We start from the raw sequence: 26,746 nt of genomic DNA, 5'->3' as shown, positions 1-26,746 counted from the left end.
ACAGTTCCCACAGGTCCTCCGGCGCCATCCGCTCGACAAGCGCAGCAGTCATCGCCCCAGACTGCCGCAAGATCACACCAATTGAAATGACGTCTTAGTGAAGGAACGGTTGCCAGTGACGACGACGGTGTCGCCCTCGTCGGTGAGCAGGGTCATGCCCGGGTCGAGGTCTCCCGCTTCGACCCACTCCTCCTCGGACGGGGACCAGAACGGGTGCTCGTACGTGGCCGTCAGCTTCTCGACGCCGTCCGCTGTTGCGATGGACAGCTCGTTGAAGTGTTTGTCGTCCTCGGTGACGATGAGGCGGGTGACTTTCTGGGCCCCGACTCGCCGGTTTCCGGGTCAGTGGCCCCTTGGCAGCTCGCTGCGCTCGCGCGGCCGTTTCGGCGTGTCTGTGCGGTCAACTGGGCTGAGTCGACCCATCCGGATCCCCGGTCGGCGTGGCGTCAGACATCGTGTACTTCCCATTCACGATCTTGATCGCACGACTCTCATGCAGAGCCGATAGAGCGTCGACGTAGATCGATTTATTGAGCCGAAACATTATGCCGTCTTCGTAAATCTTCGCTCGAATAGAGCTGCGCTCCAATGGCTCCACGCTCAGGTATTCGCGAATCAGCACCTGAGCCCGCCAAAAAAGCGACTGACGAATCTCTTTTAGCGCCCACCCAAAGCCGCCAGCAAGCAAGCCGGACAGCGCAATAGCCCCAGCCGCCTGGGTGTTAGAGCGGAAGCCATAGACGATCAGCCAGGCGATGTCGACCAATAGTGCTGATCCGCACACGAGTAGCGCGGTGGCTCCAATGCAATTTGCTGAGCTGCCCGCACCCATTAAGACGAACGAAAACAGGAAAAGTACGACCAGGAACGGCAGCAGGATTAGTAGTAGCCACATGATCGACATCGCGCCGCCTCCCCCAGTAGCTTCCTGAGAGTGTATCCGCGAGTCGGGCCATATAGACATCACCTGATGGAGAGCGGCCTACGGCCGCGCGACCTTTGGCAGTTGGCTGCGCTCCCGCGCGTCGGCCGCCGTACCGCGTTGAGCGCCGACACGCGCTCCGGCCGATCCGCCGGACAGGCGGTTGCAACATTTGGATGTTGCAGCTCCCCGCCGCGTCGTCGGCAGGCGTTGAAGAGACCACCCACACCCGCGCGGGGGTGGTCTCTTCGACTGTCCCGACTCGGGCTAGCGTCCGCAGCTTCCGCACCCCTCCCCTATCTAAGAGCCGATCTGACCTGCGGAAACACGCTCTTAACAACAGAGCGTGCCCGGACGCTGCGGACGCTGGCGGACGCTAAACATTTTGTTTAGCGTCCGCAGGAACAGTGCAGGTCAGAGGGGGTGTGCGATGCCCGGCGGACGCGGCGGACGCTATCTCCCCTCAACTCTCTAGTAAGAGAGTGAAGGACGGCTGTTCAGGACGGGGGATCGTGGTGCGCACTGCCGCCCCCACCTGAAGAGCCGGCGTGGGCCACGCAGAGCGGGAGGGGCCCGGCGACGCTCACCAAAGCCTGCCGTCCACCCCTTGGAAGGCCCCCGGGATGGCATTCCAGGCGGGGAGGGAGGTCCGCTGCCCCCTGGATTGCCGTCCTCGCCCACAAGCAAGAGGAGCACCACGCGCCGCCCGGGGTGCTCCTCTTGCTTGTGCGCGGCGTTCCGCCGGGGCCGTCATCCCGACCGATTTGGGTCGGTTGATGCCGCCAGTTGCGTCGACAGGGCCGGTTGACCCCCTGCAACCGCCTCTGACCTGCGAGTTTCCAAGTTGCCACAGTTTCCGGGCAAAGGGCCCTACGCGCACGCGCGCGTAGGGAGACGCGAACTGCCGTATTGCAGCGTCTCCGTGGGGGCATGGGCGGCCGTTCGCGCCTCTGGGAGGTTCCACCCCATGCAAGAGGGTCCAAGCGCCCTGAGGGGCCCTCACGGCCTTTGCCCCTACGGCGCTCGCCGCGCGAGCGTAGCGAGCTGCCAAGGAACACACGGCCGTAGGCCGCTCCTTCATGCTCTTCCTCCCCGACGAGCCCGGCATCGGCGAGGACGCACGCCGGCACCCAGGTGTTACGCGCAGGTGTGAGGGCTCCGGACTCCCAGCTCGGACACCAGGGGACAACTGACCGGCCAGTAGCTGGGGCCGAACCGAACGGACATGCGACCATCGTGCGCGCACCGTGCAGAAATGCGCCCAGGGCTGGGAGTACCCCGGACCCAGGCGAGCGTTCCCGTTCCGCCGAACGGCGGCCACGGCGCCCCGTCAGGGCCAGGCACGAGCATGATCAAGCCGTGACAGCTAAGCCGCGACGGGGACAGAGGGACCCGGCCTCACGGGGCCGACACGCTCCCCGCTTGTGGCCCGTCTGGGTAGTGGGCCTGCTCGCCCTCCTGCTGGCCCTGGCCGTGGGCTACGGGATCTACGAATTCCTTCACTCTCTCGCGTCGAAGGAGGCCACCCCGGAGAACCCCGTCGCTGCCCACGAGGTGATCCGCACCGCGCTGGCGACCCTCACCTTTGCCGGCGCTGTTCTCGCAGGGGTCTATGCCTACCGCAAACAGCGCCTTGCGGAGGGCGACGCTCATCGGGCCGACGACAAGCAGCTCGCTGAGCGCTTCACCACCGCCGCCGACCAACTCGGCCACGACCAGGCAGCGGTGCGCCTGGCTGGCGTATACGCCATGGCCCGGCTCGCCGACGACTGGGTCGAACAGCGACAAGTGTGCGTCGATGTTCTGTGCGCCTATCTGCGCATGCCGTACGAGCCCAATCTGGAGGCCACCTCGACGACATCGGAGGGCGAATCACTGTCGTCGATGCCCGTCGCATACAAGGAGGGCGAACGCGAGGTCCGCCACACCATCATCCGAACCATCCGCAGCCACCTACAACCTCAAGCACCGACCTCCTGGTCGGCGTGCAACTTCGACTTCACCCGCGCCACTTTCGACGGCGGGTACCTACAGGGAAGCCTTTTTCAAGGCACGGTCTCCTTCGGCGGCGCGGAGTTCAGCGGCCGCAGCTTCTACTTCGGTGGCGCGGATTTCAGCGCTGGCAGAGTCTACTTCGGCGGCGCGAAGTTCAGCGGCGGCAGCGTCACCTTCCGCGGCGCGAAGTTCAGCGGCGGCAGCGTCGACTTCACCGGCGCGAAGTTCAGCGGCGGCAGGGTTACCTTCATCGACGCGGAGTTCAGTGGCGGCACGGTTGCCTTCGTTGGCGCGAAGTTCAGCGGCGGCAGCGTCGACTTCACCGGCGCGAAGTTCAGCGCCGGCAGCGTCGACTTCCGCCGCGCGAAGTTCAGCGGCGGCGCGGTTACCTTCATCGACGCGGTGTACAGCGGCGGCACGGTCGACTTCGAGGACGTGACAGGCGCCCCACAGGACTGGGGACCTTTCCCGCCAACTGACTCGGGAGGGTGACGCCAAAAGCGGAAGAAGGCTAGGAAGCCCTCGAAGGCCATGCCTCCACCCGCAGGCTTCACCGCACCTCACCGAAGAGGAAGCCCCCACCGACGCCACCGCGTGTGCCCAGGACTAGGACGGTACAGGGACGCCGGGCCCTGTACCCATTTCCGCAGTCGGCTCACGATGGTCGTGGTGTCACGTCTGGTTCCGCCCCAGCTACCGGCCGGTTAGTTGTCCCATGGTGTCCGAGCTGGGATTCCAGGGCTGTGAGGGACCGTTACGGGCCACTGTGAGGGGGTGTGACGGGCCGCCGTTAGGGCCCGTCACACCCGTGTTCGCCTAGGGGTTTGGGTGTGACGCGGCCGTCACACCGTTACGGCGTGACGGCCCCCGTAGGGCCGAGGCCACGAACTCGTAGGCGCCCGAGAATTGTTCCGTGCCGGTGGAGGTTGAGCGCGTGCCAGTGAACCTTGATGGATGCGCGTTCGTGACAACGAAACCTGACCGGGCTGGTCAGGGGGCGCCGCGTAGCCGGTAGTCGCCCGACCCCCCGAGCGTCATCCGACTTGAGCGACCTGAACGAACACCGCGCAAGAATCCCCGTCCGTGGACAGGCTGGGCACCCCACGCCACTTCAACTCGTCGACGATGCACGTCCCGACTCTCCGGTCCCCTAGCGACAGTTGGTTGGCGCGCCGTATGACCGACCGACAGTGCCGCGAGTTGCCTGCTCCCAAGCGCGGACCGCACACGGCTGCTCACCCCGACTTCTCACAGCGAGGGCAAGCAGCGGGGCAAGCAGCCAGGCGACCAGGAACCCGATGGAGTATCTGCCTGGAGGGAAAGTGCCCTGACTCGGCGAGTAACGGCGTGACTGTGGGTGCCAGAGGAACGCGAGTTGACGCCAAGTGTGAGGAACCATAGGGCAATCCCAACCGCAACCTGGCGATCATTGGCAGAAGAGTGCTACAACCCTGACATACTTCGTAACACGTCTGGCCAGACCCTCACTCGCAATGTAGGCGAAGGAAGGGTGTCATCTTTCGAAGTTCCCCTTGCGGTCAGCCGACGCGAAGCCGTTGGTTCTGGATCATCGTGCTGTCTACGTGGCTAGGTGACACTGTCACCGCAGCAGCTCTCGGCGCCCTCTCCGTGCTCATAACTAGCGAAGCCGAGGCTTCGGCGTAAAGGCTGCTGGAGTTGTGGGGTGCCCCCGTGGGCAAGGTGCGGGGGCACCCGTCTCTGTTTTGGTCGTCCCGCTCCGCAGGCATCGAGCACCGCTCAGCCTTCGATGGCACACGCTCAACCTTCAGTGTCACAGGACAAGAATCGTCCGCCCGAAGGGCGGTCCCTCTCACTCTTCCACAACGACGAACCGACGGCCGGGCACGGCCCAGCCCGATAGCGATCCGGCGGCGCTCCCCTGTGGAGGCGCCATGCGGCGCGAGTGCGGAGCCCTGGATAGCTCGCTAACCGCTAACGTGCTGGTCACCAGCATTTTTGGTCGCTAGCGGGGTCGCTAACGCTAACGGTCCCTGCCGCTAGCGCTAGCGGCTCCTCGGGGCCCTACGCCGGGCCGTCTGTGGGCCGTCCGAGGGTGGCCGACGACGACAGACGACGAGTGCTTCATCCCTGGTAACGAGGGCGTCGCGTAGCCCATTTGCAGGTAAGCGATACCTATCACGAGTCTATGGTGATCAGGTGAGCGAGCAGACGACGCAGTCGCAGCGGTCAGTGGTCGTCGCCGGCGCCGGCATGGCCGGTGTGCAGACGGCGGTCGCCCTGCGCGAACAGGGCTTCACCGGCACCGTCACGCTGATCGGCGCCGAGCCCCACCAGCCGTACGACCGGCCGCCCCTGTCCAAGGCCGTGCTGCTCGGCAAGGCCGAGGGCTCCGCCTTCGACGTCGACTTCGAGTCGCTCGGCATCGACCTGCGGCTGGGGCGCGAGGTGCTGGGCGTGCGCGTCGCCGACCGGGAACTGGACACCGAGGCCGGGCCCGTCCCGTACGACGTCCTCGTGCTGGCCACCGGCGCCGAACCGATCCGGCTGCCGGGCGCGGAGGGCGTGCCCGGCGTGCATCTGCTGCGCACCCTGGACGACGCCGAGCGGCTGCGCCCGGTGCTGGCCCGGCAGCACGACATCGTGGTCGTCGGCGCGGGCTGGATCGGCGCGGAGTTCGCGACGGCCGCGCGCGAGGCGGGCTGCGCGGTGACGGTCGTGGAGGCCGCCGACCGGCCGCTCGCGGGGGCGCTGCCCGCGGAGGTGGCCGCGCCGATGACCGCCTGGTACGCGGACAGCGGGACGACACTGCGCACGCACACGCGCGTGGCGCGCGTCGAGCCCGGCGCGGTGATCCTCGACGACGGCTCGCGGGTGCCCGCGGGCGCCGTCGTGGTCGGCATCGGGGCCCGCCCCGCCACCGCCTGGCTGGCCGGCTCCGGCATCCATCTCGGCGCGCACGGCGAGGTCGTGGCCGACGACCGGCTGCGCACGTCGGTGCCGGACGTCTACGCGGTCGGCGACTGCGCCTCCTTCCCCTCCGGGCGCTACGGCGAGAGGCTGCTGGTCCACCACTGGGACAACGCCCTCCAGGGCCCGCGCACGGTCGCCGCCAACATCCTCGGCGAGACCCTCGCGGTCTACGACCCGGTGCCGTACTTCTGGTCCGAGCAGTTCGGCCGCTTCGTCCAGTACGCCGGCCACCACGCCGCCGCCGACACCACCCTGTGGCGCGGCGACCCGTCGAGCCCGGCCTGGACGGTCTGCTGGCTGCGGGACGACCGCCTCGTCGCCCTGTTGGCGGTGGGCCGGCCGAGGGACCTCGCGCAGGGGCGGCGGCTGATCGAATCGGGCACCCCGATGAACACGGACCTGATGACGGACCCGGCGAGGCCGCTGAAGGCCGCGACGGCCTAGCGCGCCGAGGCGACGCCGATCCCAGGTGGACCGGCCTGACTTCCGACTGTCAGTGGCAGATGGCAGGCTTGTTTCCGTGACCGAGATTGACGCAAAGATTGATGCTCTCGTCCCCGCCTGGCTCACCCTGCCCGACATCGCCGAACAGCTCGACGTCGAGGTGACGCGCGTCCGGCAACTGGTCAAGGAGGGCCAGCTCATCGCCGTACGCCGTGGTGAGAACCGCGCGCTGCACGTCCCTGCCGCCTTCATCGACGGAGACAAGGTCGTCAAGGGTCTGTCCGGGACCCTGACGCTCCTGAGGGACGACGGCTTCACGGACGAAGAGATGCTGGAGTGGCTCTTCACGCCCGACGAGAGTCTGCCCGGTACCCCCGCGCAGGCCCTCAGTGAGAACCGCGGCACGGAGGTGAAGCGGCGCGCTCAGGCGCTTGCCGTCTGATCCGAAGCACGTCAAACGCGCGAAGGGCGCGAATCCGAATATCGTCCGGCTACAGGCCGGGGCCGCCTTGAGCCACGGCCGCGGATGACCGCGGCCGTGTCCAGGGACCCTGGTCGACTGCGACTGCGACTGCGACTGTGCGGGGCGCGCGGCGGGCAGCACCTGCCGCGCGCATCCGCCGGGTCCCCGGTTGGGCGGGTCCGCCTTCTCCGGTCTGCCTTCTCCGGTCCGCCCTCTCCGGTCCGCCCTCTTGGGTGCACCCCTCCGAGGGGCCCGGCGCCATGGGCCCAGGCGCTGTGCGCAGGTTCCGGCGCCCGTGCCGTGGGCCGTGGGCCGCGCGCTGAGGGCTGCGTCCGCACGCCGTGGGCTGCGTCCGCACGCCGTGGGCTGCGTCCGCACGCCGTGGGCTGCGCCCGCACGCTGAGGGCTGCGCCCGCCGTACCGTCGGCTCCGGCTACCGTGTGCCACCGTCCGGCACCCGTCCGACCTCACCGGCCGGTCTCACCCGCCCGGCAACCCGACCACAGGGGGCACCGCATGTCCGACACCGTCACCGCCGGCAGCGTCCGCAGTCAGCTCGCCGACGCCCGGCTCTACCTCTGCACCGACGCCCGTAAGCGGCAGGGCGACCTCGCCGAGTTCCTGGACGCCGCCCTGGCCGGTGGCGTCGACATCGTGCAGCTCCGGGACAAGGGCATGGAGGCGGCCGAGGAACTGGAGCACCTGAAGGTCTTCGCCGACGCCTGTGCCCGGCATGGCAAGCTCCTCGCGGTCAACGACCGGGCCGACGTGGCCCACGCCGCCGGCGCCGACGTCCTGCACCTCGGCCAGGGCGACCTCCCGGTCCCCGCCGCCCGCGCGATCCTCGGGGACGACATCCTGATCGGCCGCTCCACGCACGCCGACGCGGAGGCCGACGCGGCCGCCGGCGAGGAGGGCGTGGACTACTTCTGCACCGGCCCCTGCTGGCCCACCCCCACCAAGCCCGGCCGCCACGCACCCGGCCTCGACCTCGTCCGGCACACCGCGGCCCTCGGTACCGACCGCCCCTGGTTCGCCATCGGCGGCATCGACCTCGGCAACCTCGACCAGGTGCTGGAGGCGGGCGCCCGACGTGTCGTCGTCGTACGGGCGATCACGGAGGCCGACGACCCGGCCGCCGCGGCGGCCGACTTCGCCAAGCGGCTCCGGCAGGCTTAGGCCGCCGCATCGCCGCATCGCCGCATCGCCGCATCGCCGCATCGCCGCTCACCGCATCACCGCATCGCCCGTCGATCGGCCGATGGGGCGTGTCTCAGCCAGTGGGCAACCTGGCCGCTTCCCCGCGGAGCGACCCCCGTATTCGGCCGTCGTTCGGCCCTTGTTTGTCCAAGGCGTGGACAACCACCAGACAATTCGGGCAAATGTCCGGCGTCCGGTTGGGGGACCGGTGCCCCCTGGCTAACCTGCGAGTATGGCCCTCGGCACCGCATCCATCAGGTCGGACCACGCTCGTACCGTGCGCGACATGCTCGCGACCGGCAAGACGACGTATTCCTTCGAGTTCTACGCGCCCAAGACCCCGAAGGGCGAGCGGAACCTGTGGAACGCGCTGCGCCGGGTCGAGGCCGTCGGACCCGACTTCGTCTCCGTGACCTACGGTGCGGGCGGCTCCACCCGCGCCGGCACGGTCAAGGCGACCGAGGCCATCGCCTCGGACACGACGCTCACCCCGATCGCCCACCTCACCGCCGTCGACCACTCGGTGGCCGACCTGCGCAACATCATCGGCCAGTACGCCGACGCCGGGATCCGCAACATGCTGGCGCTGCGCGGCGACCCGCCCGGAGACCCGCTGGGCGAGTGGGTGCGGCACCCCCAGGGCCTGACCTACGCAGCCGAGCTCGTCGAGCTGATCAAGGACTCCGGCGACTTCTGTGTGGGCGTCGCGGCCTTCCCGGCGATGCATCCGCGCTCTGCCGACTGGGACGTCGACGTCCGTCACTTCGTCGACAAGTGCCGCGCGGGCGCGGACTACGCGATCACGCAGATGTTCTTCGAGCCGGAGGACTATCTCCGGCTGCGCGACCGCGTGTCGGCGGCCGGCTGCGACACCCCGATCATCCCGGAGATCATGCCGATTGCCAGCGCGAGGACGCTGGAGCGGATCCCCTCGCTCACCAACGCCGGCTTCCCGGCCGCCCTGAAAGAGCGGATCCTCACAGCAAAGGACGATCCTGCGGCTGTACGCTCCATTGGCATCGAGTTCGCCACGGAGTTCTGCGCACGGCTGTTGGCCGAGGGAGTGCCCGGACTGCACTTCATCACGCTCAACAACTCCACGGCGACGCTGGAAATCTACGAGAACCTGGGCTTGCACCATCCCCCGCAGGCCTAGACCGGCCGTCCTGACGTACGTCACACTGCGTAGGCGGCCACTGGGAGAGGGGCGTACATGGGCTGGACGGTCCTCTACATCGCGTTCGGCATCGTCGCGCTGTGGCTGCTCGGCGAGGTGCTGTTGCAGTACAAGGCGCGGCTGCGCTGGCGGCTGCTCGCCTTCGTCGGGTTCCTCGGCGTCGTGGTCGGGGTGCTGATCCCGTCGGTCATCGTCATCGGTCTGGGCGCGGCCGCCTTCGCGATCGGCCAGACCTACGTCACGCTGTCGTTCCGCCGCGGCTTCTCGGCGGGCTGGGCGGTCTCCGCGCCTGCCCTGGGCCCCCTCGGCAGCAAGCGCCGCGGCGAGCCCGAGCGCCAGGAGCCGACCCTGGAGGTCTCCGACCTGGAGGCGTCCGAGGGCGGGTACACGGGGCACGACGATGCCTACGGCCAGGAAGGCGCCGGATACGGCGACGACTACGACCGCGACGACGTCTTCACCCCCACCCGCGGTGGGCAGCCCCTCGCCGCGGAGTCGACCGCCGTCTACGAGCCGCAGCCCATGCCGGAGGACACCGGCTCGTACGGCATATACAGCGACGCCGCCTACGCCGCCGCCAATCAGGACTACGCCGCCGCGGGCCAGCCCCAGGACCAGTACGCGACGGCCGACCAGAGCTACGGCTACGACGCCTACGCCGGCTACGACCAGCAGCAGTACGGCTACGACCCCAACGGCCAGCAGCAGTACGCCGCCTACTCCGACCCGTACGTCGGCACCCAGACCTACGACGGCGCCTCCTACGACGCCTACGGCCAGCAGCAGTACGGGCAGCAGGGCTACGGTCAGGACCAGTACGCCACGGGTACCTACGGCGAGACCCCGTCCAGCGGCGTCTGGGTCCCGCAGCAGCGCACCGACGAGGCCTACGGCGGCGAACTCCCGCCGGAACAGCAGTACCCGTACCAGGGCAACGGCCAGCAGCAGGGGCAGGGGTACGACGAGCAGTACCGTTTCTGACGGTTTGCGCAGGGCGACTCAGCCACGGGGGACGGCTCGGCCGGCGGTCACTGCGAGCCCTGGAAGTCCGGCCCCTCCACGATCAGCCCGGCCACCAGCGCACCCGACATGCCGGCGTGCGGGAGGCCGCCGCCGGGGTGGGACCAGCCGCCGACCGTGAACAGGCCCGACACGGCCGTGCCGTTCGGCGCGTGCAGCAGACGCCCCTCGGCAGCGGCCAGCGCCGGGGCCGGAACCGCTCCGCCGGCCGCGCCGGTCGCCTCCGCGATGTCGGCCGGGGTGCGCACCTCATGCCACAGGAGGCGGTCGCGCAGGCCGGGCACGGCCCGCTCGGCCACGGCGATCACGTCGTCCACGTGTCGCTCGAAGAGCTCCGCTTCTGCCGAGCCCCAGTCGGGCTGCGCCGGCACCGTCGACGTGAGCGTGATCGCCTCATGGCCGGCGTCCGGAACCAGCGCGGGGTCGTCGGGCCGTAGGACGGTGACCGTGGGCCGCTTGGCCATGCCGCCGGCAGCACCGAACAGGGCGTCCAGCTCGATCTCACGGTCCTCCGCGTGCACCACCGTGCGGTGCGCCGTGCCCTCCGGCCGGGCGCCGCGCAGCGCCAGCAGCACCGTCAGCCGGCTCGCCGCCCGGCGCTGGGGCGCGACCTCGCCCTCGCCGCGCACCGCCGTTCCCCGCATGAGGTGGTCCAGCACCCCGGGAGTGACCCCCGAGACCACGAAGTCGGCCTCCGCCATCGACCGGTCGGCCAGCTCCAGCCCCGCCGCACACCCGTCCTTCTCCAGGACCCCGGTGACCTCGACGCCGAAGTGGAACTCGACCTTCCTGGCCAGGCACCGCTCGTACACGGCCCGCGCCAACTCCCGTATTCCGCCGCGCACATACCAGGTCCCGAAGGCGTGCTCCATATACGGCAGCACGGCCGCGTTGGCCGGGGTCGTGCCGGGATCCAGGCCGTACGCCAGCGCGTGGCTCTCCAGCAGGGCGACGAGCCGGGGGTCACGCAGCTCCCAGGCGCCGACCTCGGCGAGGGTGCCCGCCCGGCGGGTGCGCAGGAGGCGTTTGTGCGGGACCGCCGGGTAGGGCTCGCGCTCGGCCAGCACCTGCCAGTTCGGCCACAGGGGCTCCTCCAGCAGTGGTCTGCGGGTGCGGTCCCAGGTCTCGCGGGCGCGGATCAGGAAGTCGCCCCAGCGGCCGCCCGCTCCGGCGCCCAGCGCCTCGTCCAGAGCCGCAACGACGCCCGCGCGTGAGGCGTTCGGCAGCGACACCTCGGTGCCGTCCGCGAAGACGTGCCGCGCGGACGGGTCGACCTGGACCAGCTCGACGCACGCCTCCAGCGGCTCCTTGCCGGTCTTGACGAACAGGTCGCGGTACACGGCGGGGAGGGTGAGCAGCCCGGGGCCGGTGTCGAAGCCGAAGCCGTCGCGCTCGAAGCGGCGCACCGCTCCGCCGTACGTCTCCGCACGCTCGTACACCGTCACCCGGTGGCCCGCGACGGCCAGTCGGGCAGCGGCCGCCATCGCGCCCATCCCCGCGCCGATCACCGCAATCCTCGCCATGCCAGGGACTTTATCGGCCGCTACTGACAACGGCCCACCGACCTGGGAGGACGGCTCAGCCTGGCCGTTGCGTCACCGCCTGCGCGAGCCGCTTCTCGGCCCGCCGCTCGGCCCTGCTCCGCAGGAAGCGACGGATCCGGGAGACCAGGAAGTACAGCAGGAACAGCCCGGCGAGCAGCAGGGCGCCCGCCACGGAGGCCGCGGCCACGGGGTGGAAGATCGCGAAGGTGATGATCGCGGCGACCCCGAGATCCTCGGCGAGGCTCACGATGACGTTGCTGAACGGCTCGGGCGAGGAGTTGACCGCCATCCGCGTCCCGGCCTTGACCAGGTGGCTGACCAACGCCGTGGAACCGCCGACCGCGCCCGCCGCCAGCTCCGGCACCGACCCGTTCTGCCCGGCGAGCAGCGCCGCGACGACCGCGCCCGACACCGGCCGGATCACGGTGTGCACCGAGTCCCACGCCGTGTCGACGTACGGGATCTTGTCGGCGACGGCCTCGATGAGGAACAGCACGCCGGCCGCTATCAGGACGTCGGGCCGCTGCAGTGCCTCGGGCACCTCGTCGCTCAGCCCCGTCGCGCCGAATATGCCGAGCAGCAGCACGACGGCGTAGGCGTTGATGCCGCTGGCCCAGCCGCTTGTGAACACCAATGGGAGTACAGACACGGGGGCGATCGTAACCACTGGTCAACACGGGGTCTTGGGGATGAGCACGCAGCTCTGAGTACGCGTACCTAGCCGACGAGATGAGTACGCGCGCGGATGGGGCGCGACCTGCGTGAACGAGAGAGTGGAGGCACGGAGAAGGGGATCGGCTCCGGCACCGGCGACACGGGGCGCCGGAACGGAGCGTCCCCGGATCCGCTCCTTCCGCCGGCCTGGTGTCGGCGGGAGTGAGACCGGGGGACCCGGGGGATCGACCGAACGGGGGTCCAGGGGGGATACGGGGGAAATCGGGGGGCGTACGGGGGAAACGGGGGAGCACGAGAAGGCGCCGGTTCGACAGTGGCCCGCGGGGGACGCGGCCACTTCGAACCGGCGCTTTCGTGTGCGCGCTCCGGCCGGCCTCAGCGGTGGCCGCTCACCCGGCCCTGCAACAGCCGGGACAGCGCCGCGTGCACGTCGTCCAGGGAGCGCTCCGGCTGGAACGACTTCCAGTCCAGCGCGGCCACCAGGACCATGCCGACCAGTGCCGCGGCCGTCAGCGGGACATCGATCTCGTCGCTGAACTCGCCGCTCTCCACGCCCTCGCGCAGCACGCCCTCGACGACCGCCACGGCCTGCTGGCGGACCACCATCAGCGTGGACTGCCAGGCCCGGTTCGTCCGCCACAGCTCGGCGACGTAGAGCTGTGTGAAGGACGGGTAGCGGTCGATGAAGACCAGCCCCGCGCGGACCATCGCGTCCAGAGCGTCCACCTTGCCGCCGCCCTCCCGCGCGGTCTGCTCGGCGGCCTCGCGCAGGGAGGCGGTCAGGAGGCCCACGCCGTGGCGCAGCAGCTCCTCGAAGAGGACCGACTTGCTGGCGAAGTTGTAGTAGACCGTGCCTTTCGCCACTCCGGCCCGCTCGGCGATCTCGTCGACCGTGGTGGCGGAGAAGCCCTGCTCGGCGATGAGCGTGACGGCCGCCTCGTAGAGCTTCTGCCGGGTGGCCTCACGGCGCGTGCTGCCGCCCGACGCGGCGCTGCTGCTTTCCATGTGGCTGATTGTCCCGCGCGCGCTCACAGGCTCAGCTCCGGGTGCAGCCGGTCGAGCGTCCACACCTGGCGGCGCCGGGCCGACAGCGCGGTCAGCGCGAGGGCGCCCGCGGTGAAGGCGACGAGCACCACGCACGCGTGCCACACCGGTCCCAGACCGCCGCCCGTGATGAGCCTCCTGAGGGCCTCGACGACGTAGCTCATCGGCAGGAAGGGGTGGAGCGCGTTGAAGAAGCCCGGGCTGGTCTGCACGGGGTAGGTGCCGCCCGCGGACGTCAACTGAAGCATCAGCAAGGCCAGTACGAGGATCCGGCCGGCCGCCCCGAAGCGTGCGTTCAGCCACTGCACGATCGCCGCGAAGCACGCCGTCACCAGGAACAGGAAGCCCACCGTGCCGGCCGCGCGCGCCATCTGGAGCCCGATGGCCCAGTGCAGCACCGACATCAGGGCCACCGTCTGGAGCACCCCGATCGCCACCACGGGCAGCCATCCGGCCAGCGCGATCCGCCACGCCGGGGCGCCCGCGGCGAGCGCGCGCCGGTTCATCGGCGCGATCAGCATGTACGCCACCATCGCGCCCACCCACAGGGACAGCGGGATGAAGTACGGGGCGAACCCGGTGCCGTAGTTGGGCGCCTTGTGCAGGTCCCTGGACAGCAGTTGGACGGGGTCGGCCATGACCTCGGTGCGCTGGTCGCGGTCGTTCTTGTCGTAGTCGGGGATCTGCTTCGCGCCGTCGTGCAGACCGTCCGAGAGCTTCCCGGAGCCGTCGACGAGCTTGTAGATGCCGCCGTTGAGGTCGTGGGCACCGGTCTTCAACTCGCCCACACCGGTGTCCAGATCGGCCGCGCCGCCCTTGGCGTCGCCGAGCCCGGAGTGCAGCTTCTTGGCGCCCGCGGCGACCTTCGTGGCGCCCTGGTTGAGCTTGTTGATCCGGCCGACGGCGTCGTCGAGGTCCTCGGAGAGGCGGGGCGCGCGGTCGGCAAGGCCCTGGGCCTGCTTCTGGAGCGTGGCGAGGTGCTTGTCGAGCTTCTTCAGATCGCCGTTCTGGTCGGCGATCAGCGTGTTGAGGTCGTCGGCGATCAGAGCCACGTCGGCGGCCGACTGCTTCGCCTTCTTCAGGTCGGAGCAGGCCGGGTCGGGCAGTACGGGATCCTCGCAGCGCGCCTTGTAGATGAGATCCAGCGCGTCGGAGGCCGTATGGGCGCCCTTGGCGGCGGCCGGAGCGCGCTCCACCAGGTCGTCGAGGTTGTTGCGGATCGCACCCGAGGCGTCGGCGACCAGTTGGGCGGTGTCACCGATGGACTTCTCGTTGTCCTTCAGGAACGGGCCGATCTTCTTGTCGATCCCGTTGACCCTGTCGGCCAGCGTCTGCGTGCCCTGCGCGACCCGTCGCGAGCCGTCCTCAAGGTCGCCCGCGCCCTTGTTGAGCTTCCTCAGGCCGCTGGACAGCTTGCCGCTGCCCTCCTTGGCGTCCTTCAGGCCGTCGGCGAGGTCTTTGGAGCCCTTCTCGGCCTTGCCGATGCCGCCTTCGAGCCGGTCGGCGCCGTTCGCGGCCTTCACCGTCGCGCCGTGGATGTCGGAGAACGACACGAAGATCCGGTCCAGGAACGACCGCGAAGCCTTCGTGGACGCCGCCTCGCGCACCTCGCTGAAGACGGTCCGCGAGATCTGCCCGACGATGTAGTTGTTCGCGTCGTTCGTACGCACCTGGAGGGCGCCCGTCTCCGGCGCGTCGCCCGCGCTGGAGGCGATCCGCTCACTGAAGTCGGACGGCATGGTCAGCGACAGGTAGTAGGTGCCGTCCTCGACGCCCTTCTCGGCCTCGGCCGCACTGACCTCGCGCCAGTCGAAGACGTCGCTCTCGAGCAGCCCCTTGGCGATGTCGTCGCCGGCCGTCAGCTTCTTCTCCCCGACGGCCGCCCCCTTGTCGTCGTTGACGAGCGCCACGGGGATCTTGTCGAGACGGCCGTACGGGTCCCAGAACGACCACAGGTACAGCGCGCCGTACAGCAGGGGCAGCACCAGCAGCGCGACCAGGGCGGCACGCGGCAGCTTCCCCCGGCCGAAGCGCCTCAGCTCAAGCGCGGCCAGCCTCGGCGAGCGCATCGGCGGCCTCCTTTCCGTCGGATTCCTGCACGTCTTCCTGCGCGTCCTGGGAGGCCGGCGCCTCGTCCGCCGAGTCGTTCGTGTCCGCCGTGTCGGTCGCGTCGGTGGGGTCGGTCGTGTCGGTGGGTTCGGTCGGCCCTGTGGAGACCTTGACCGTGCCTTCGGGGGCCTCGCTGCACACCGCGACGACCGTGGTCCCGTTCTCGGCGAGCGACTTCAACAGCGCCCAGACCTCGGCCCGTTCGGCGTCCGAGAGCTTGAGGTCGGTGTCGTCGACGCCGAGCAGTCGCGGGCGCCCGATCAGGGTCAGCGCGAGGGACAGCCGCAGCGCCTCCAGACGCTCAAGATCGCGTACGGCCGTACGCGATCCCTTGGGCAGGGAAGCGAGGTCGAGCCCCGCCGCCTTCAGCGCGGCGTCGATCCGAAGCCGTTCCTCCGACTTCCGCTCGGCACGCGGGCGCAGCAGCCCACGCAGCGAATCGCCGAACCGCCGCTGAAGCAGCGCGCGTTCGTGCAGGTGCTCGGCGACGGTCAGGGCCGGGTCCAGGTCGGTCACACCCGGAACGTGGGCCACGCCGCTGACGCGCCGCACCGCCGCCATGCGCTTGGGCAGCGCCGTCCCGCCCACCGTCGCGGTTCCCTCGGTGGACTTCATCCGCCCCGTGAGCGCCAGCAGCAGGCACGTCCTGCCGGTGCCCGACGGCCCCTCGATCGTGATCAGCGAGCCTGGCCCGGCCTCGAACGAGACCCCGCGGAACGCCCATCCGCGGGGCCCCTTGAGCCCGAGCCCCAGGGCCGTGACGCCGGCTCCGGCCACGGTTCCCCCCATCCCTGCCCCCTCGATTTGAACTGACTGGTCAGTGCAAAAGTTAGTCCGAACTCGCGATCGAAGCAAAGCCGCAGGTCAGAACGGATTGTCAGTGCCATACCTCACGATGGGCACATACGGCATCCCGTATCGGGCATGCCGTCACACAGACGACAGGAGGTTCGTCATGGCCAGCTACCACGCAGCCGCCGCCCGCCGGCGCCGCGCCACCGGCCCTGCCCCCTCACTGACCGGCCCGGCGAGCGACGTGCACCCCGTGCTCCGCCGGACCACGGCCCCGCCCGCCGCCCTCGACCTGCTCGCCCAGGCCCGTGCCGGACTGGACGAGGCCGCCGTTCTGGAAACGCCGAACGAGCGCTACGCAACCGCCCACCTCGCCGCCCTGCGCACCGCCGCCGCCGTACTGGCCGCGCGCGGGCGCCCGGAGCCCACGTCCAGGCGGCGGGCCCGCATCCGGAGCGCTTGGGAAGTGCTCCCCGAGATCGTGCCCGAACTCACCGAGTGGAGCGCCCTGTTCGCCTCGGGTGCCCGGCGCCGCGCCCGGGCCGAGGCGGGCATCCAGGGCGCGGCCAGCCGCCGGGACGCCGACGACCTGATACGCGACGTGGCGATGTTCCTGCGCCTCGTCGAGCGGATGCTGGTGCTCCAACCGGTCCTGTCCCAGCCGCGCACGGACGCGGACGGAAGCACCGAGGAGGTGGGCGGGGTGCACCGGGAGAGGGACGACATGCCGGACGCTGGCTGAGGAGCCCGTCGTGTCCGTCGTGCGAGACGTACGGCGTCACGCGGCACCGCGATGGCCGGGTGGGGTGTCTTAGGCAATAGGGTGGAGGGCGCCTGGAGCCTTCCCGCCCGTGACCCGGGCCGAGGAAGGCAGCCCGCTCGCTCCGCCGTGCAGACGGCGGTGCCCCGCCGAGGAGTCAATCGCCGTGTCGGACCCGATGCGCCCCCGCGCCTCCCTGCGTACCGCCGTGGTCTGGGAGGTCCTCCAGGACGCCCTGGACCGCCGGGTGAAGGCCACGGGTCGCCAGGCGCTGGACGTCCTCGACACCGGCGGCGGCAGCGGCAACTTCGCCGTGCCCCTGGCCCGCCTCGGCCACCGTGTCACCGTGGTCGACCCCAGCCCGAACGCGCTCTTCGCCCTGGAGCGGCGCGCCGCCGAGGCCGAGGTCGCCGACCGGGTGAAGGGCGTGCAGGGAGACGCCCACGGCCTGTTCGACGTCGCCGAGCGCGGCGGCTACGACGTCGTGCTGTGCCACGGCGTCCTGGAGTACGTCGACGACCCCGCCGAGGGCATCCTCAACGCGGTGGCCGCCCTGCGCTCCGAGGGCGTCCTCAGCCTCCTCGCCGCCGGTCTGGGCGGTGCCGTGCTGGCGCGCGCTCTCGCCGGGCACTTCAAGGAGGCCAAGCAGGCCCTTCAGGACCCGGACGGCCGCTGGGGCCAGGGCGATCCCATGCCACGCCGTTTCACCGCCGAGCAGCTCACCGGGCTCGTCGAGGGGGCCGGGCTCAGGGTCGGTGCCGTGCACGGCGTGCGGGTCTTCGCCGACCTGGTTCCCGGGGTGCTGGTGGACACCGAGCCCGGGGCGCTGGAGGCGCTGCTGAAGCTGGAGGAGGCCGCGGCCGAGCTGTCCGCCTTCCACTCGGTGGCCACCCAGCTCCACGTGCTGGGCGAGACGAGGGAGACCTCGCAGACCTGAGCCGCCCACTGCGCCCGGACCGTCAGGGTGCGCCTTGATCAGGGACTTGGCTGCACATGGAGTACGCCACAGGCCCCCCGATCGAGCGCTCAGCGCCGTATGATCGAGGGAGACCGTTCCGGCATGACGGGTCGGCCGCTGGGGAATGAAGATCTCAGCGAGCCGGGACGTCCATGCCGGAGCCCGGTTGGCCAATTGGCGTAGAGGGGCGGGTTTCACGGGGGCGATTCCCTGCCTATCCTGAAGGGACCCCCCGGGTCGCCCCGGCGACTGCACGATGAGGAGGACTCCGTGCCGCTCTCGGAGCACGAGCAGCGAATGCTCGAGCAAATGGAGCGAGCGCTGTACGCCGAAGATCCCAAGTTCGCGACAGCGCTTGAGGGAAGCGGGCTGCGCACGTACACCCGGCGACGGGTCTACCAGGCGGTCGCGGGCTTCCTCGTAGGTATCGCGCTCCTCATGGCTGGAATGGTCGCCAAGCAGGTGTGGCTCAGCGTGGTGGGCTTCCTCGTCATGCTGGGCTGTGCGGTACTCGCGGTGACCGGTTGGCGCAAGGCCCCCAAGCCGGGCGAACAGCCCTCGGGCGGCCAGCAGGCCCGCCGTCAGCCGCATCAGAAGCGCTCCCTGATGGACCGCATCGAACAGCGCTGGCAGCGCCGCCGTGACGAACAGGGCGGCCATTAACTCGAAGAGCCCCCAACAGCTCCCGGACATGCATCAGGGGGTGACCATCCGCAAGGTGGTCACCCCCTGATGCATGTCCTGCTCCGGCCGCCCGGCAGCCTCACGCCCACGTCAGCCCACGCCACGTCAGGCCCTCGCGCACCCTTGGCCCACGCAGCCCCTCTCAGGCTCCCGCGAACCCGCGGCTCACGCCAACGCGGCCCGCACGAACCCTCGCCTCAGGCGTGGGCCCGCACGAACCCTCGCCTCAGGCGTGGGCCCGCACGAACCCTCGCCTCAGGCGTGGGCCCGCACGAACCCTCGCCCTCAGGCGTGGGCCCGCACGAACCCTCGCCTCACGCGTGCCGTCACCCCTGCTGCCCGGGCGTCGACGGCCTCCGCAGCGTCGGCCGGGCCGCTGCCGCGCGGCGCTTGACCGCGTTCCACCGGTCCAACACCGCCCAGGCCACGCGCACGCTGGACCGGGGGACCAGCAGCGCACGCAGGTTGGCCGTCCAGCCGGCCTTGGACCGGAGGTCGCTCCGCACCCGCCGGACGTCCTCCGCGAGGCCCGCCGTCGGGTGGGGGACGGGGGCATAGAGGACCTGCTCCACCGCGTCGGCCACTCGGTGGACCGAGGCAGCGGCCGGTGGGTCGAGCCGGCCCAGGCGGACGATGCGGGCGGCCGTCTTGCGGGGCGTCTGAGAGTCGTCCGGCGGAATGCCGAAGTCCCAGGCCGTGTCCGTCAGTTCCTGCCAGACCGACAAGGTGTGCAGCGGGATGTCCGCCTCGGCGCGCCCGTGCGCTCCCAGCCGTACCGATCTCGTCCGCAGTCGCCACAGCATCGGTGAAGACGGGATCAGCAGCGCCGCGGCGCCGCCGAGCGCCCATGCCAGCAGGACGTACCACTTCGGGCCGTCACCGCCGACGGCCACCGCGGCCTCCGGCGACTCGCTCGAGCACAGCTCCGGCTTCTGCCCCGCGCAGCTCTCGCTGGTCGAGGGGGTGGCGGACGGGCCCGTGCTGGTCGACTGCGAGGGCCGCGCCACGTCCGGGAGCGTGGAGCCGGGCGTGTCCGACTGGGTGTAGGACGGCACGGAACCGCGGGTCGGCGTCGGCTCGAAGCGGGTCCAGCCCACGCCCTCGAAGTACAGCTCGGGCCAGGCGTGCGCGTCCCGCAGCCCCACCGAGACGGAGTTGTCGCCCTGCGGGGTACCGGGCGCGAAGCCCACCGCGACCCGGGCCGGTATGTCCAGCGAGCGGGCCATCGCCGCCATCGCGAAGGAGAAGTGGACGCAGAAGCCTTCCTTGTCCCGCAGGAAGCGGGCGATGGCCCCGGGACCGCTGCCGACCTTCACGTTGGTGTCGTACTGGAAACCGCCCGTGATGGAGAAGTACTCCTGGAGCTTGACCGCCTGCTCGTAGTGGCTGCTCGCGCCCTCGGTGACCTGGCGGGCGGTCCGGCCGACCACCGCGGGCAGCGACTTCGGCAGCTTGGTGAACTCGCGCTTCAGCGCGGCCGGCGGCTCCGGCGCGCCCGCGAGCTGCTCCGCCGTCGGCTGCACGTCGAGGCTGCGCACGGTGTACGTCACCCCGCGCGTGGTCTGGCGGCGGTCGCCGACCACGGTCATGCCGAGCGGTTCGTACCGCCAGTTGCCGCTGATGTCCACGCCGCTGGGCGGGTACGGCATGGGCAGCCAGTTCTGGGCGTACCAGTCCGCCGCCGAGACGGTCGTCTCCACCTCCGCGCGCCGGACTTCGGCGCCCAGGCCGAAGGGGGTGGGGAACTTGTTCGGCACGGCCTCGATGCTGCGCTTGGACGGCTGCCAGGTGGTGCCGTCGAAGTCGTCCAGGGACACGATCCGCAGATAGAGGTTCGACAGGTCCGCCGAATTGGTCTTCACGGACAGGACCTCGCGATCCTCGTCCACGTTCAGGCTGTCGCGCAGCGACACCAGCGGGTTCACCGCGGAAATCGTGCCCCCGCCGCCACTGCCTGAGCCCACGCCCGTGCCCGCGGCGTCCAGCAGGCCGCCGTTCATCGAGGGCAGCGCCAGCGGCACCGCCAGGGCGATGCCCAGCGCGAGCACGCCGATGCGCCGGCCGGTGCGGACCGGTGCCACCGCGCCGCTCGGCTCCCCGCCCGGTGTCCGCGGCGCCCCGCCGAAGACCCGGCCCCACTGCGCCAGACGGTCGCGGCCCTCGGCCAGGAGCAGCATCAGATAGCCCATGGCGGCGACCAGGAACCACAGCCAGTCCGCGCCCCCCTCGGACAGCCCCGCGGCCACGGAGTACAGCGCCAGCAGGGGCAGTCCGGCCGGTGCCGCGCTGCGGAACGTCACCGCGAGCGTGTCCACCGCGAGGCCGATGATCAGGACGCCGCCGATGAGCATCAGCCGGATGCCGTCGGACAGCGGCGCCGGGATCGAGTACCGGCTGACGTCGTCCGCGCCCGCCTGCAACAGGTCGGCGAAGTGGGCGAACGCCTCCGGCCCCGGGATCACGCCGATGATCGCCTGCTGGTTGGCGAAGGTCAGGGTCAGCAGCATCAGCGCGGCCAGGGCCTGCGCGGCCACCGTCACCGGCCGGGCCAGGGGGACCCGCCGAGTCGCCATGCCCACGCCCGTCTGGATCGCGAGCAGGAAGATCGCCTGCATCAGCCAGGTGACCGGCGAGACCAGCGGCAGCAGGGCGCACGCGGCCATCAGCGTGGCCGCCGCGGCGCACAGCGCCATCCGTGTCCGCCCGCTCATGCAGCTCCCCCCTCGCCCCGCACGACGGCGTCCGTACGCGCTCGGTCCGCCTGGCGCCACAGCTCGTTCAGCGAGGCGCCGCGCGGCACGCTCAGGGCCGTCCAGCCCGCCTCCCGCAGCATCCGCAGCCGCTCCTCGCCTCTGTCCAACGGGCCGGGCACGTCGGTGGGTTCCCGCCCCCAGATCTCGCTGTCCAGCACGAACGCCACCGCGCCCCCGCTGCGCTGGCGCATCTTGGCGGCCACCGTCGCCTGCTCCTCGTCCAGGTCGCCGAAGAAGGCGACCAGCAGCCCTTCGTTGCCGCCGCGCAGCACGTCGTACGCCCGCGACAGACCCGTGCCGTCGGAGTGGTCGATCACCGCGAGCGTGTCCATCATCAGCCCGGCCGCGTCCGCCGACTCCTGGCTCGCGCCCGCGAAACCGTCGGCGCCCTCGCCGGGCACCGAACTGCCGGTGTCGGTCAGCAGCCGGACGGAGAAGCCCCGCTCCAGCATGTGGACCAGCACGGACGCCGTGCCCGACACGGCCCACTCGAAGGCCGAGTCCGGGCCCGCGCCCTTGAAGGCCGGGCCCCGGGTGTCCAGCAGCACCGTGCAGCGGGCGCGCTGCGGCTGCTCCTCGCGGCGCACCATCAGCTCGCCGTAGCGGGCGGTGGAGCGCCAGTGGACGCGGCGCAGGTCGTCGCCGTAGCGGTAACCGCGCGGGATCACGTCGTCCTCGCCGGCCAGCGCCAGTGAGCGCTGCCGCCCGTCGCCGTACCCCTTCGCCTCCCCGCTGAAGCGCACCGGCGGCAGCGGCTCCACGCGCGGGATGACGGTGAGGGTGTCGTACGTCGAGAAGGAGCGGGTCAGCTCGCACATGCCGAACGGGTCGCTCAGGCGGAGCTGCAACGGGCCCAGCGGATAGCGGCCGCGCAGGTCGGAGCGCACTCGGTAGGACACCTCGCGGCGGCCGCCCGGCTCGACCCGGTCCAGCACGAAGCGGGGGCGCGGGCCGAGGACGTAGGGCACCCGGTCCTGGAGCATGAGCAGGCCGGTGGGCAGCCGGGAGACGTTGTCCATCCGCAGATGCACACGGGCCTCGCTGCCGGCGGGCACGCGCGCGGGGGAGAGCCTGCGGCTGCCCGAGACCCGGTAGCGGGTGCGGTACAGCACCGTCGCGCAGACCAGCGGGAGAACCGAGAGCAGCAGTCCGACGCGCAGCAGGTCGCTCTGGCCGAGGACGTAGGCGCAGACGGCCGCCGCGATGCCGGCGGCCAGGAAGGAGCGGCCGCGCGTGGTCAGACCGGCCAGTGCCGTGCGGATCCCGCTCTTGTCGTCGTGATCCGCTTCGGCCTGGCCCGTACTGCCGGAGGTCATCCCAGCCTCCGCGGCGGCTGCTGGCCGTACGACGGGGTGCCGCGGCCCAGACCGCCGAAGCCGAGCTGCTGCTGTTGCGCGGCGGGCACGGGGGTGCGCTGGAGGATCTCCTGGACGACCTGCTCGGACGTGCGGCGGTTGAGCTGGGCCTGCGCGGTGGGCAGCAGTCGGTGGGCCAGGACGGCCACGGCGAGGGCCTGCACGTCGTCGGGCAGCGCGTACTCCCGGCCGCTGAGGGCCGCGGACGCCTTCGCGGCGCGCAGCAGGTGCAGCGTCGCGCGCGGGGAGGCGCCGAGTCTGAGGTCGGGGTGGTTGCGCGTGGCCGAGACCAGGTCGACCGCGTAGCGGCGGACCGGGTCGGCGACGTGCACCCCGCGCACGGCGTCGATCAGCTTCACGATGTCGTGCGCGTGCGCCACCGGCTGCATGTCCTCCAGCGGCGAGACGCCGCCGTGCACGTCCAGCATCTGGAGCTCGGCCTCCACGCTGGGGTAGCCGACGGAGACGCGGGCCATGAAGCGGTCGCGCTGGGCCTCGGGCAGCGGGTAGGTGCCCTCCATCTCGACCGGGTTCTGCGTGGCCACCACCATGAACGGGCTCGGCAGCTCGTAGGTCGTCCCGTCGATGGTGACCTGGCGCTCCTCCATGGACTCCAGGAGCGCGGACTGAGTCTTCGGCGAGGCGCGGTTGATCTCGTCGCCGATCACGATCTGGGCGAAGATCGCGCCGGGCTTGAACTCGAAGTCCTTGCGCTGCTGGTCCCAGATCGACACGCCCGTGATGTCCGACGGCAGCAGGTCAGGCGTGAACTGGATGCGTCGCACCGAACAGTCGATGGACCGTGCCAGCGTCTTCGCCAGCATGGTCTTGCCCACGCCGGGAACGTCTTCGATCAGAAGATGTCCCTCGGCGAGCAGTACGGTCAGCGAAAGCCGTACGACCTCGGGCTTGCCCTCGATCACTCCTTCCACCGCGTTGCGGACACGCTCCACAGTGGCGGTCAGATCAGTGAGGCTCGCTCGATCGTCATAGGTCGTCACCCGGCCCTCCTCGGCCCGTTCTTTCCGGGCCGACGCGATGCGCGGACCGGCCCACCCCTTGAACACGGACACCACGCGAGAAGTGTTCCGCGTGCTGCCACACCCGCATTCTTGCTGCCGTTACCGATTCGTGTCACTCGCCTGTGGACAACTGCCTGCGATATGTCGGGTCTTACGGCCTTTTGGGCACGCCCGAGCGCAAACTGACAGCGAAACGACAGGCACCACGGCTGGTCACGCGACGCCCGAGCGAGGGTCGCACGGCGTCCGCCGCACGGCATCCACGCCGACCGTCGCACGGAGTGCGCTCCGGCGGTTACGCGGGGTCGATCTCGCGCAGCAGGCCCGTCTTCACGTCGAAGACGAAACCCCGCACGTCGTCCGCGTGCAGCAGGAACGGCGAGGTGCGCACGCGCTGCATCGACTGCCGTACGTCCTGGTCGACGTCACGGAACGCCTCCACCGCCCAGGCGGGACGCTGGCCCACCTCGAGCTCCAGCTCGTTGCGGAAGTCCTCGGTGATGCTCTCCAGGCCGCAGCCGGTGTGGTGGATCAGGACGATGCTGCGGGTGCCGAGCTTGCGCTGGCTGATCGTGAGCGAGCGGATCACGTCGTCCGTGACGACCCCGCCCGCGTTGCGGATGGTGTGACAGTCGCCGAGTTCCAGACCCAGCGCGGCGTGCAGGTCGAGACGGGCGTCCATGCAGGCCACGATGGCGACGTGCAGGACCGGGCGGGCGTCCATGCCCGGGTCGCTGAAGGCGTTGGCGTAGCGCTCGTTGGCGTCGACGAGACGGTCGGTGACCGTGCCGCGGCGGACTATCTCACTGTCGGGGCCGGCGGGAACCGATGCAGAAGTCGTCATACCCATGACGTTACTGGTCACGTCCAGGGCGGTCCTGTTGTGAGAGGGGACAAAGAACGTCATCGAGGCTTGTTGTGAGCTAACCCACAAGGGTGGTGTGAGTGCCCCCATACGAGCCATTTTCCCGGCGGTACGACTTCTGCCGAACCCGAAGCGGCGACGCGCAGGCCGGTTGATTGACCGCGCGACACGGTGGACTAAAGTGACGCGAAGCGGGAGGCGAGGCTCCCTGCTGGACTGTTTTTCCCGGAGACACCGGCGATTTTTCCGGAGATCTCCCCGCGTGCGCGGCGCGTACGTACGGCTCGGCCTCCTCCCGCTCCCGGTCGGCTGACGCTTCCGGCGCCGGCAGGCCTCCCCTTCACGAGCGGGCGGGGACCCGGCGGTGCGTACCGCCCTGCCGGATCTGAGAGGGCCCCTTGAGTTCCAGTCGACACGTCCCGGTGATGCTCCAGCGGTGCCTGGACCTGTTGGCCCCCGCCCTTCAGCGGCCGGGAGCGGTCGTCGTCGACTGCACGCTCGGCCTGGGGGGCCACAGCGAGGCCCTTCTGACACAGTTCCCCGAGGCCCGGCTCGTCGCCCTCGACCGCGACAAGGAGGCCCTGCGCCTCTCCGGCGAGCGGCTGGCCCCGTACGGCGAGCGCGCCACCCTGGTGCACGCCGTCTACGACGAGCTCCCTGACGTACTGGCCAGGCTCGGCATCGCGCGCGTGCAGGGCGTCCTGTTCGACCTGGGCGTCTCCTCCATGCAGCTCGACGAGGCCGACCGCGGTTTCGCCTACGCGCAGGACGCCCCCCTCGACATGCGCATGGACCAGACGACCGGCATCAGCGCCGCCGAGGTCCTCAACACCTACCCGCCCGGCGAGCTCGTCCGGATCCTGCGCGCCTACGGCGAGGAGAAGCAGGCCAAGCGGATCGTGGCCGCTGTCGTGCGCGAGCGCGAGAAGGAGCCGTTCAGCAACAGCGCGCGGCTCGTGGAGCTGATCCGGGACGCGCTGCCGCAGGCCGCCAAGCGCACCGGCGGCAACCCGGCCAAGCGCACCTTCCAGGCGCTGCGCATCGAGGTCAACGGCGAGCTCTCCGTCCTGGAGCGGGCGATCCCGGGCGCCGTCCAGGCCCTCGCCGTCGGCGGTCGGATCGCCGTGCTGTCGTACCACTCGCTGGAGGACCGGCTGGTCAAGCAGGTGTTCGCGGCCGGCGCCGCCAACACCGCCCCGCCCGGGCTGCCCGTCGTCCCCGAGCAGTACCAGCCCCGGCTCAAGCTGCTGACGCGCGGTGCCGAACTTCCCACCGAGGAAGAGATCGCCGAGAACCGGCGCGCGGCACCGGCGCGCCTGCGCGGGGCCGAGCGCATCAGGGAGTCCATCGAATGAAGGCCGTGAGGCAGGGGCGGGAGCCCGGGTCCACGATGCGAACCCATCGGTTGGAAAAGCGGACCCGGGGGAGGGCGAGTGAGTAGGAAACCCGAACTGAGGGGGCGGGCCGCCCGGCTCGCGCGGCTCTTCCCCCCGGGCGCCGGGCAGGCCGCCCGCGCCCCCTTCGTCCTCCTGGTCGTCCTTCTCCTCGGCGGCGGCCTCATCGGCCTTCTCGTACTGAACTCCGCCCTGAGCGAGGGTGCGTTCCAGAAGGACGACCTCCAGAAGGAGACGAAGGCCCTCACCGACGAGGAGCAGTCCCTTCAGCGGGACATCGACGCCTACTCCGCCCCCGACGCCCTCCAGCGCCGGGCCCGGGAACTCGGCATGGTCCCGGGCGGCGACCCCGCCTTCCTCGATCCGGACGGAACGGTCAAGGGCGTCCCCAGCGCCGCGCCCGCCGGGCAGATCGCGGCCCGCGGCCCCCTCGCCCCCGAGGCCATCCCCGGCTCGCTCGCGACGACACCGGTCGAGCCCGAGCCCGCGGCCACCCCGGACGCGTCCCGGCCCGCGGCCGGCCAGGTCACGGCGCAGACCGTGCCTCAGTACACGACCCCCCTCCAGCAGCCCGCCCCGTCCGCCCAGTCCTCCACGTACCCGACCCCCGGCAGGTGA

General features: G+C 70.8%; 21 protein-coding genes and 1 pseudogene. 11 read left to right on the top strand and 11 right to left on the bottom strand.

Going from position 1 to position 26,746, the window contains the following annotated elements:
- Positions 1 to 93 precede the first annotated feature (93 nt).
- Positions 94 to 350, bottom strand: a pseudogene (locus tag ACZ69Q_RS24885) (polymorphic toxin-type HINT domain-containing protein); the annotation flags it as partial.
- 50 nt (positions 351 to 400) lie between these two features.
- Positions 401 to 904: a hypothetical protein gene (locus tag ACZ69Q_RS24880; RefSeq protein ID WP_471045575.1), complete on the bottom strand. Its 504-nt coding sequence runs from the start codon at positions 902 to 904 to the stop codon at positions 401 to 403.
- A 1,458-nt stretch (positions 905 to 2,362) separates the two neighbouring features.
- Here ACZ69Q_RS24880 and ACZ69Q_RS24875 point away from each other — a divergent pair.
- From ACZ69Q_RS24875 to ACZ69Q_RS24850, 6 genes are all read left to right on the top strand, one after another.
- Positions 2,363 to 3,409, top strand: coding sequence for a pentapeptide repeat-containing protein (locus ACZ69Q_RS24875; RefSeq protein ID WP_471045574.1), 1,047 nt, complete (start codon positions 2,363 to 2,365; stop codon positions 3,407 to 3,409).
- 1,686 nt (positions 3,410 to 5,095) lie between these two features.
- On the top strand, positions 5,096 to 6,313 hold the full coding sequence (locus ACZ69Q_RS24870; protein WP_471045572.1) for an NAD(P)/FAD-dependent oxidoreductase: 1,218 nt from the start codon (positions 5,096 to 5,098) through the stop codon (positions 6,311 to 6,313).
- A gap of 76 nt (positions 6,314 to 6,389) precedes the next feature.
- On the top strand, positions 6,390 to 6,755 hold the full coding sequence (locus ACZ69Q_RS24865; protein WP_403455987.1) for an Rv2175c family DNA-binding protein: 366 nt from the start codon (positions 6,390 to 6,392) through the stop codon (positions 6,753 to 6,755).
- Between the two features lie 537 nt (positions 6,756 to 7,292).
- On the top strand, positions 7,293 to 7,955 hold the full coding sequence (thiE, locus tag ACZ69Q_RS24860) for a thiamine phosphate synthase (RefSeq protein ID WP_471045569.1): 663 nt from the start codon (positions 7,293 to 7,295) through the stop codon (positions 7,953 to 7,955).
- Positions 7,956 to 8,208: 253 nt separating this feature from the next.
- Positions 8,209 to 9,132, top strand: coding sequence for a methylenetetrahydrofolate reductase [NAD(P)H] (gene metF, locus ACZ69Q_RS24855; RefSeq protein ID WP_471045568.1), 924 nt, complete (start codon positions 8,209 to 8,211; stop codon positions 9,130 to 9,132).
- A 57-nt stretch (positions 9,133 to 9,189) separates the two neighbouring features.
- Entirely contained in the window at positions 9,190 to 10,134 is a 945-nt protein-coding gene (locus ACZ69Q_RS24850) for an SCO2102 family sporulation regulator (protein ID WP_471045567.1), read from the top strand.
- 47 nt (positions 10,135 to 10,181) lie between these two features.
- Here ACZ69Q_RS24850 and ACZ69Q_RS24845 read toward each other — a convergent pair whose 3' ends face one another.
- From ACZ69Q_RS24845 to ACZ69Q_RS24825, 5 genes are all read right to left on the bottom strand, one after another.
- Positions 10,182 to 11,696 (bottom strand): phytoene desaturase family protein, encoded by a 1,515-nt coding sequence (locus ACZ69Q_RS24845; protein WP_471045565.1) that lies wholly within the window; start codon positions 11,694 to 11,696, stop codon positions 10,182 to 10,184.
- Positions 11,697 to 11,751: 55 nt separating this feature from the next.
- The gene (locus tag ACZ69Q_RS24840; protein WP_471045563.1) at positions 11,752 to 12,366 is read right to left on the bottom strand and encodes a DUF4126 domain-containing protein; all 615 of its coding nucleotides are present in this window, start codon (positions 12,364 to 12,366) and stop codon (positions 11,752 to 11,754) included.
- Between the two features lie 401 nt (positions 12,367 to 12,767).
- A complete protein-coding gene (locus tag ACZ69Q_RS24835; RefSeq protein ID WP_471045560.1) occupies positions 12,768 to 13,397 on the bottom strand; it encodes a TetR/AcrR family transcriptional regulator in 630 nt (209 codons plus the stop codon).
- Positions 13,398 to 13,420: 23 nt separating this feature from the next.
- Positions 13,421 to 15,505 (bottom strand): YhgE/Pip family protein, encoded by a 2,085-nt coding sequence (locus ACZ69Q_RS24830; protein ID WP_471045557.1) that lies wholly within the window; start codon positions 15,503 to 15,505, stop codon positions 13,421 to 13,423.
- Positions 15,477 to 16,334, bottom strand: a complete 858-nt coding sequence (locus ACZ69Q_RS24825) for an ATP-binding cassette domain-containing protein (protein WP_471045556.1) — start codon at positions 16,332 to 16,334, stop codon at positions 15,477 to 15,479. Before ACZ69Q_RS24825 ends, ACZ69Q_RS24830 begins: the two co-directional genes overlap by 29 nt.
- 166 nt (positions 16,335 to 16,500) lie before the next feature.
- Between ACZ69Q_RS24825 and ACZ69Q_RS24820 the strand changes: the two genes are divergently transcribed.
- The 3 genes from ACZ69Q_RS24820 (at position 16,501) to ACZ69Q_RS24810 (ending at position 18,718) form a co-directional block, all read left to right on the top strand.
- Positions 16,501 to 17,079, top strand: a complete 579-nt coding sequence (locus tag ACZ69Q_RS24820) for an SAV_6107 family HEPN domain-containing protein (RefSeq protein ID WP_471045554.1) — start codon at positions 16,501 to 16,503, stop codon at positions 17,077 to 17,079.
- Between the two features lie 184 nt (positions 17,080 to 17,263).
- Entirely contained in the window at positions 17,264 to 18,034 is a 771-nt protein-coding gene (locus tag ACZ69Q_RS24815; protein ID WP_471045552.1) for a methyltransferase, read from the top strand.
- A gap of 291 nt (positions 18,035 to 18,325) precedes the next feature.
- On the top strand, positions 18,326 to 18,718 hold the full coding sequence (locus tag ACZ69Q_RS24810; RefSeq protein ID WP_471045550.1) for a DUF3040 domain-containing protein: 393 nt from the start codon (positions 18,326 to 18,328) through the stop codon (positions 18,716 to 18,718).
- A 347-nt stretch (positions 18,719 to 19,065) separates the two neighbouring features.
- Here the strand turns inward: ACZ69Q_RS24810 and ACZ69Q_RS24805 are convergent, their stop codons facing one another.
- From ACZ69Q_RS24805 to ACZ69Q_RS24790, 4 genes are all read right to left on the bottom strand, one after another.
- Complete coding sequence (locus ACZ69Q_RS24805) at positions 19,066 to 21,450, bottom strand: transglutaminase TgpA family protein (RefSeq protein WP_471045547.1); 2,385 nt, start codon at positions 21,448 to 21,450, stop codon at positions 19,066 to 19,068.
- Positions 21,447 to 22,808, bottom strand: coding sequence for a DUF58 domain-containing protein (locus ACZ69Q_RS24800; protein ID WP_471045544.1), 1,362 nt, complete (start codon positions 22,806 to 22,808; stop codon positions 21,447 to 21,449). The genes ACZ69Q_RS24805 and ACZ69Q_RS24800 overlap by 4 nt, the downstream gene beginning before the upstream one ends.
- The gene (locus tag ACZ69Q_RS24795; RefSeq protein ID WP_471045541.1) at positions 22,805 to 23,848 is read right to left on the bottom strand and encodes an AAA family ATPase; all 1,044 of its coding nucleotides are present in this window, start codon (positions 23,846 to 23,848) and stop codon (positions 22,805 to 22,807) included. Before ACZ69Q_RS24795 ends, ACZ69Q_RS24800 begins: the two co-directional genes overlap by 4 nt.
- Positions 23,849 to 24,164: 316 nt before the next feature.
- Positions 24,165 to 24,713, bottom strand: a complete 549-nt coding sequence (locus ACZ69Q_RS24790; RefSeq protein ID WP_471045538.1) for a beta-class carbonic anhydrase — start codon at positions 24,711 to 24,713, stop codon at positions 24,165 to 24,167.
- Between the two features lie 419 nt (positions 24,714 to 25,132).
- Between ACZ69Q_RS24790 and rsmH the strand changes: the two genes are divergently transcribed.
- A complete protein-coding gene (gene rsmH / locus ACZ69Q_RS24785) occupies positions 25,133 to 26,089 on the top strand; it encodes a 16S rRNA (cytosine(1402)-N(4))-methyltransferase RsmH (RefSeq protein WP_471045536.1) in 957 nt (318 codons plus the stop codon).
- Between the two features lie 78 nt (positions 26,090 to 26,167).
- The gene (gene ftsL, locus ACZ69Q_RS24780; RefSeq protein ID WP_471045534.1) at positions 26,168 to 26,746 is read left to right on the top strand and encodes a cell division protein FtsL; all 579 of its coding nucleotides are present in this window, start codon (positions 26,168 to 26,170) and stop codon (positions 26,744 to 26,746) included.

This window comes from Streptomyces sp. NPDC036764 (genome assembly GCF_055609385.1).
This window is presented reverse-complemented; position numbering and strand designations above follow the sequence as displayed.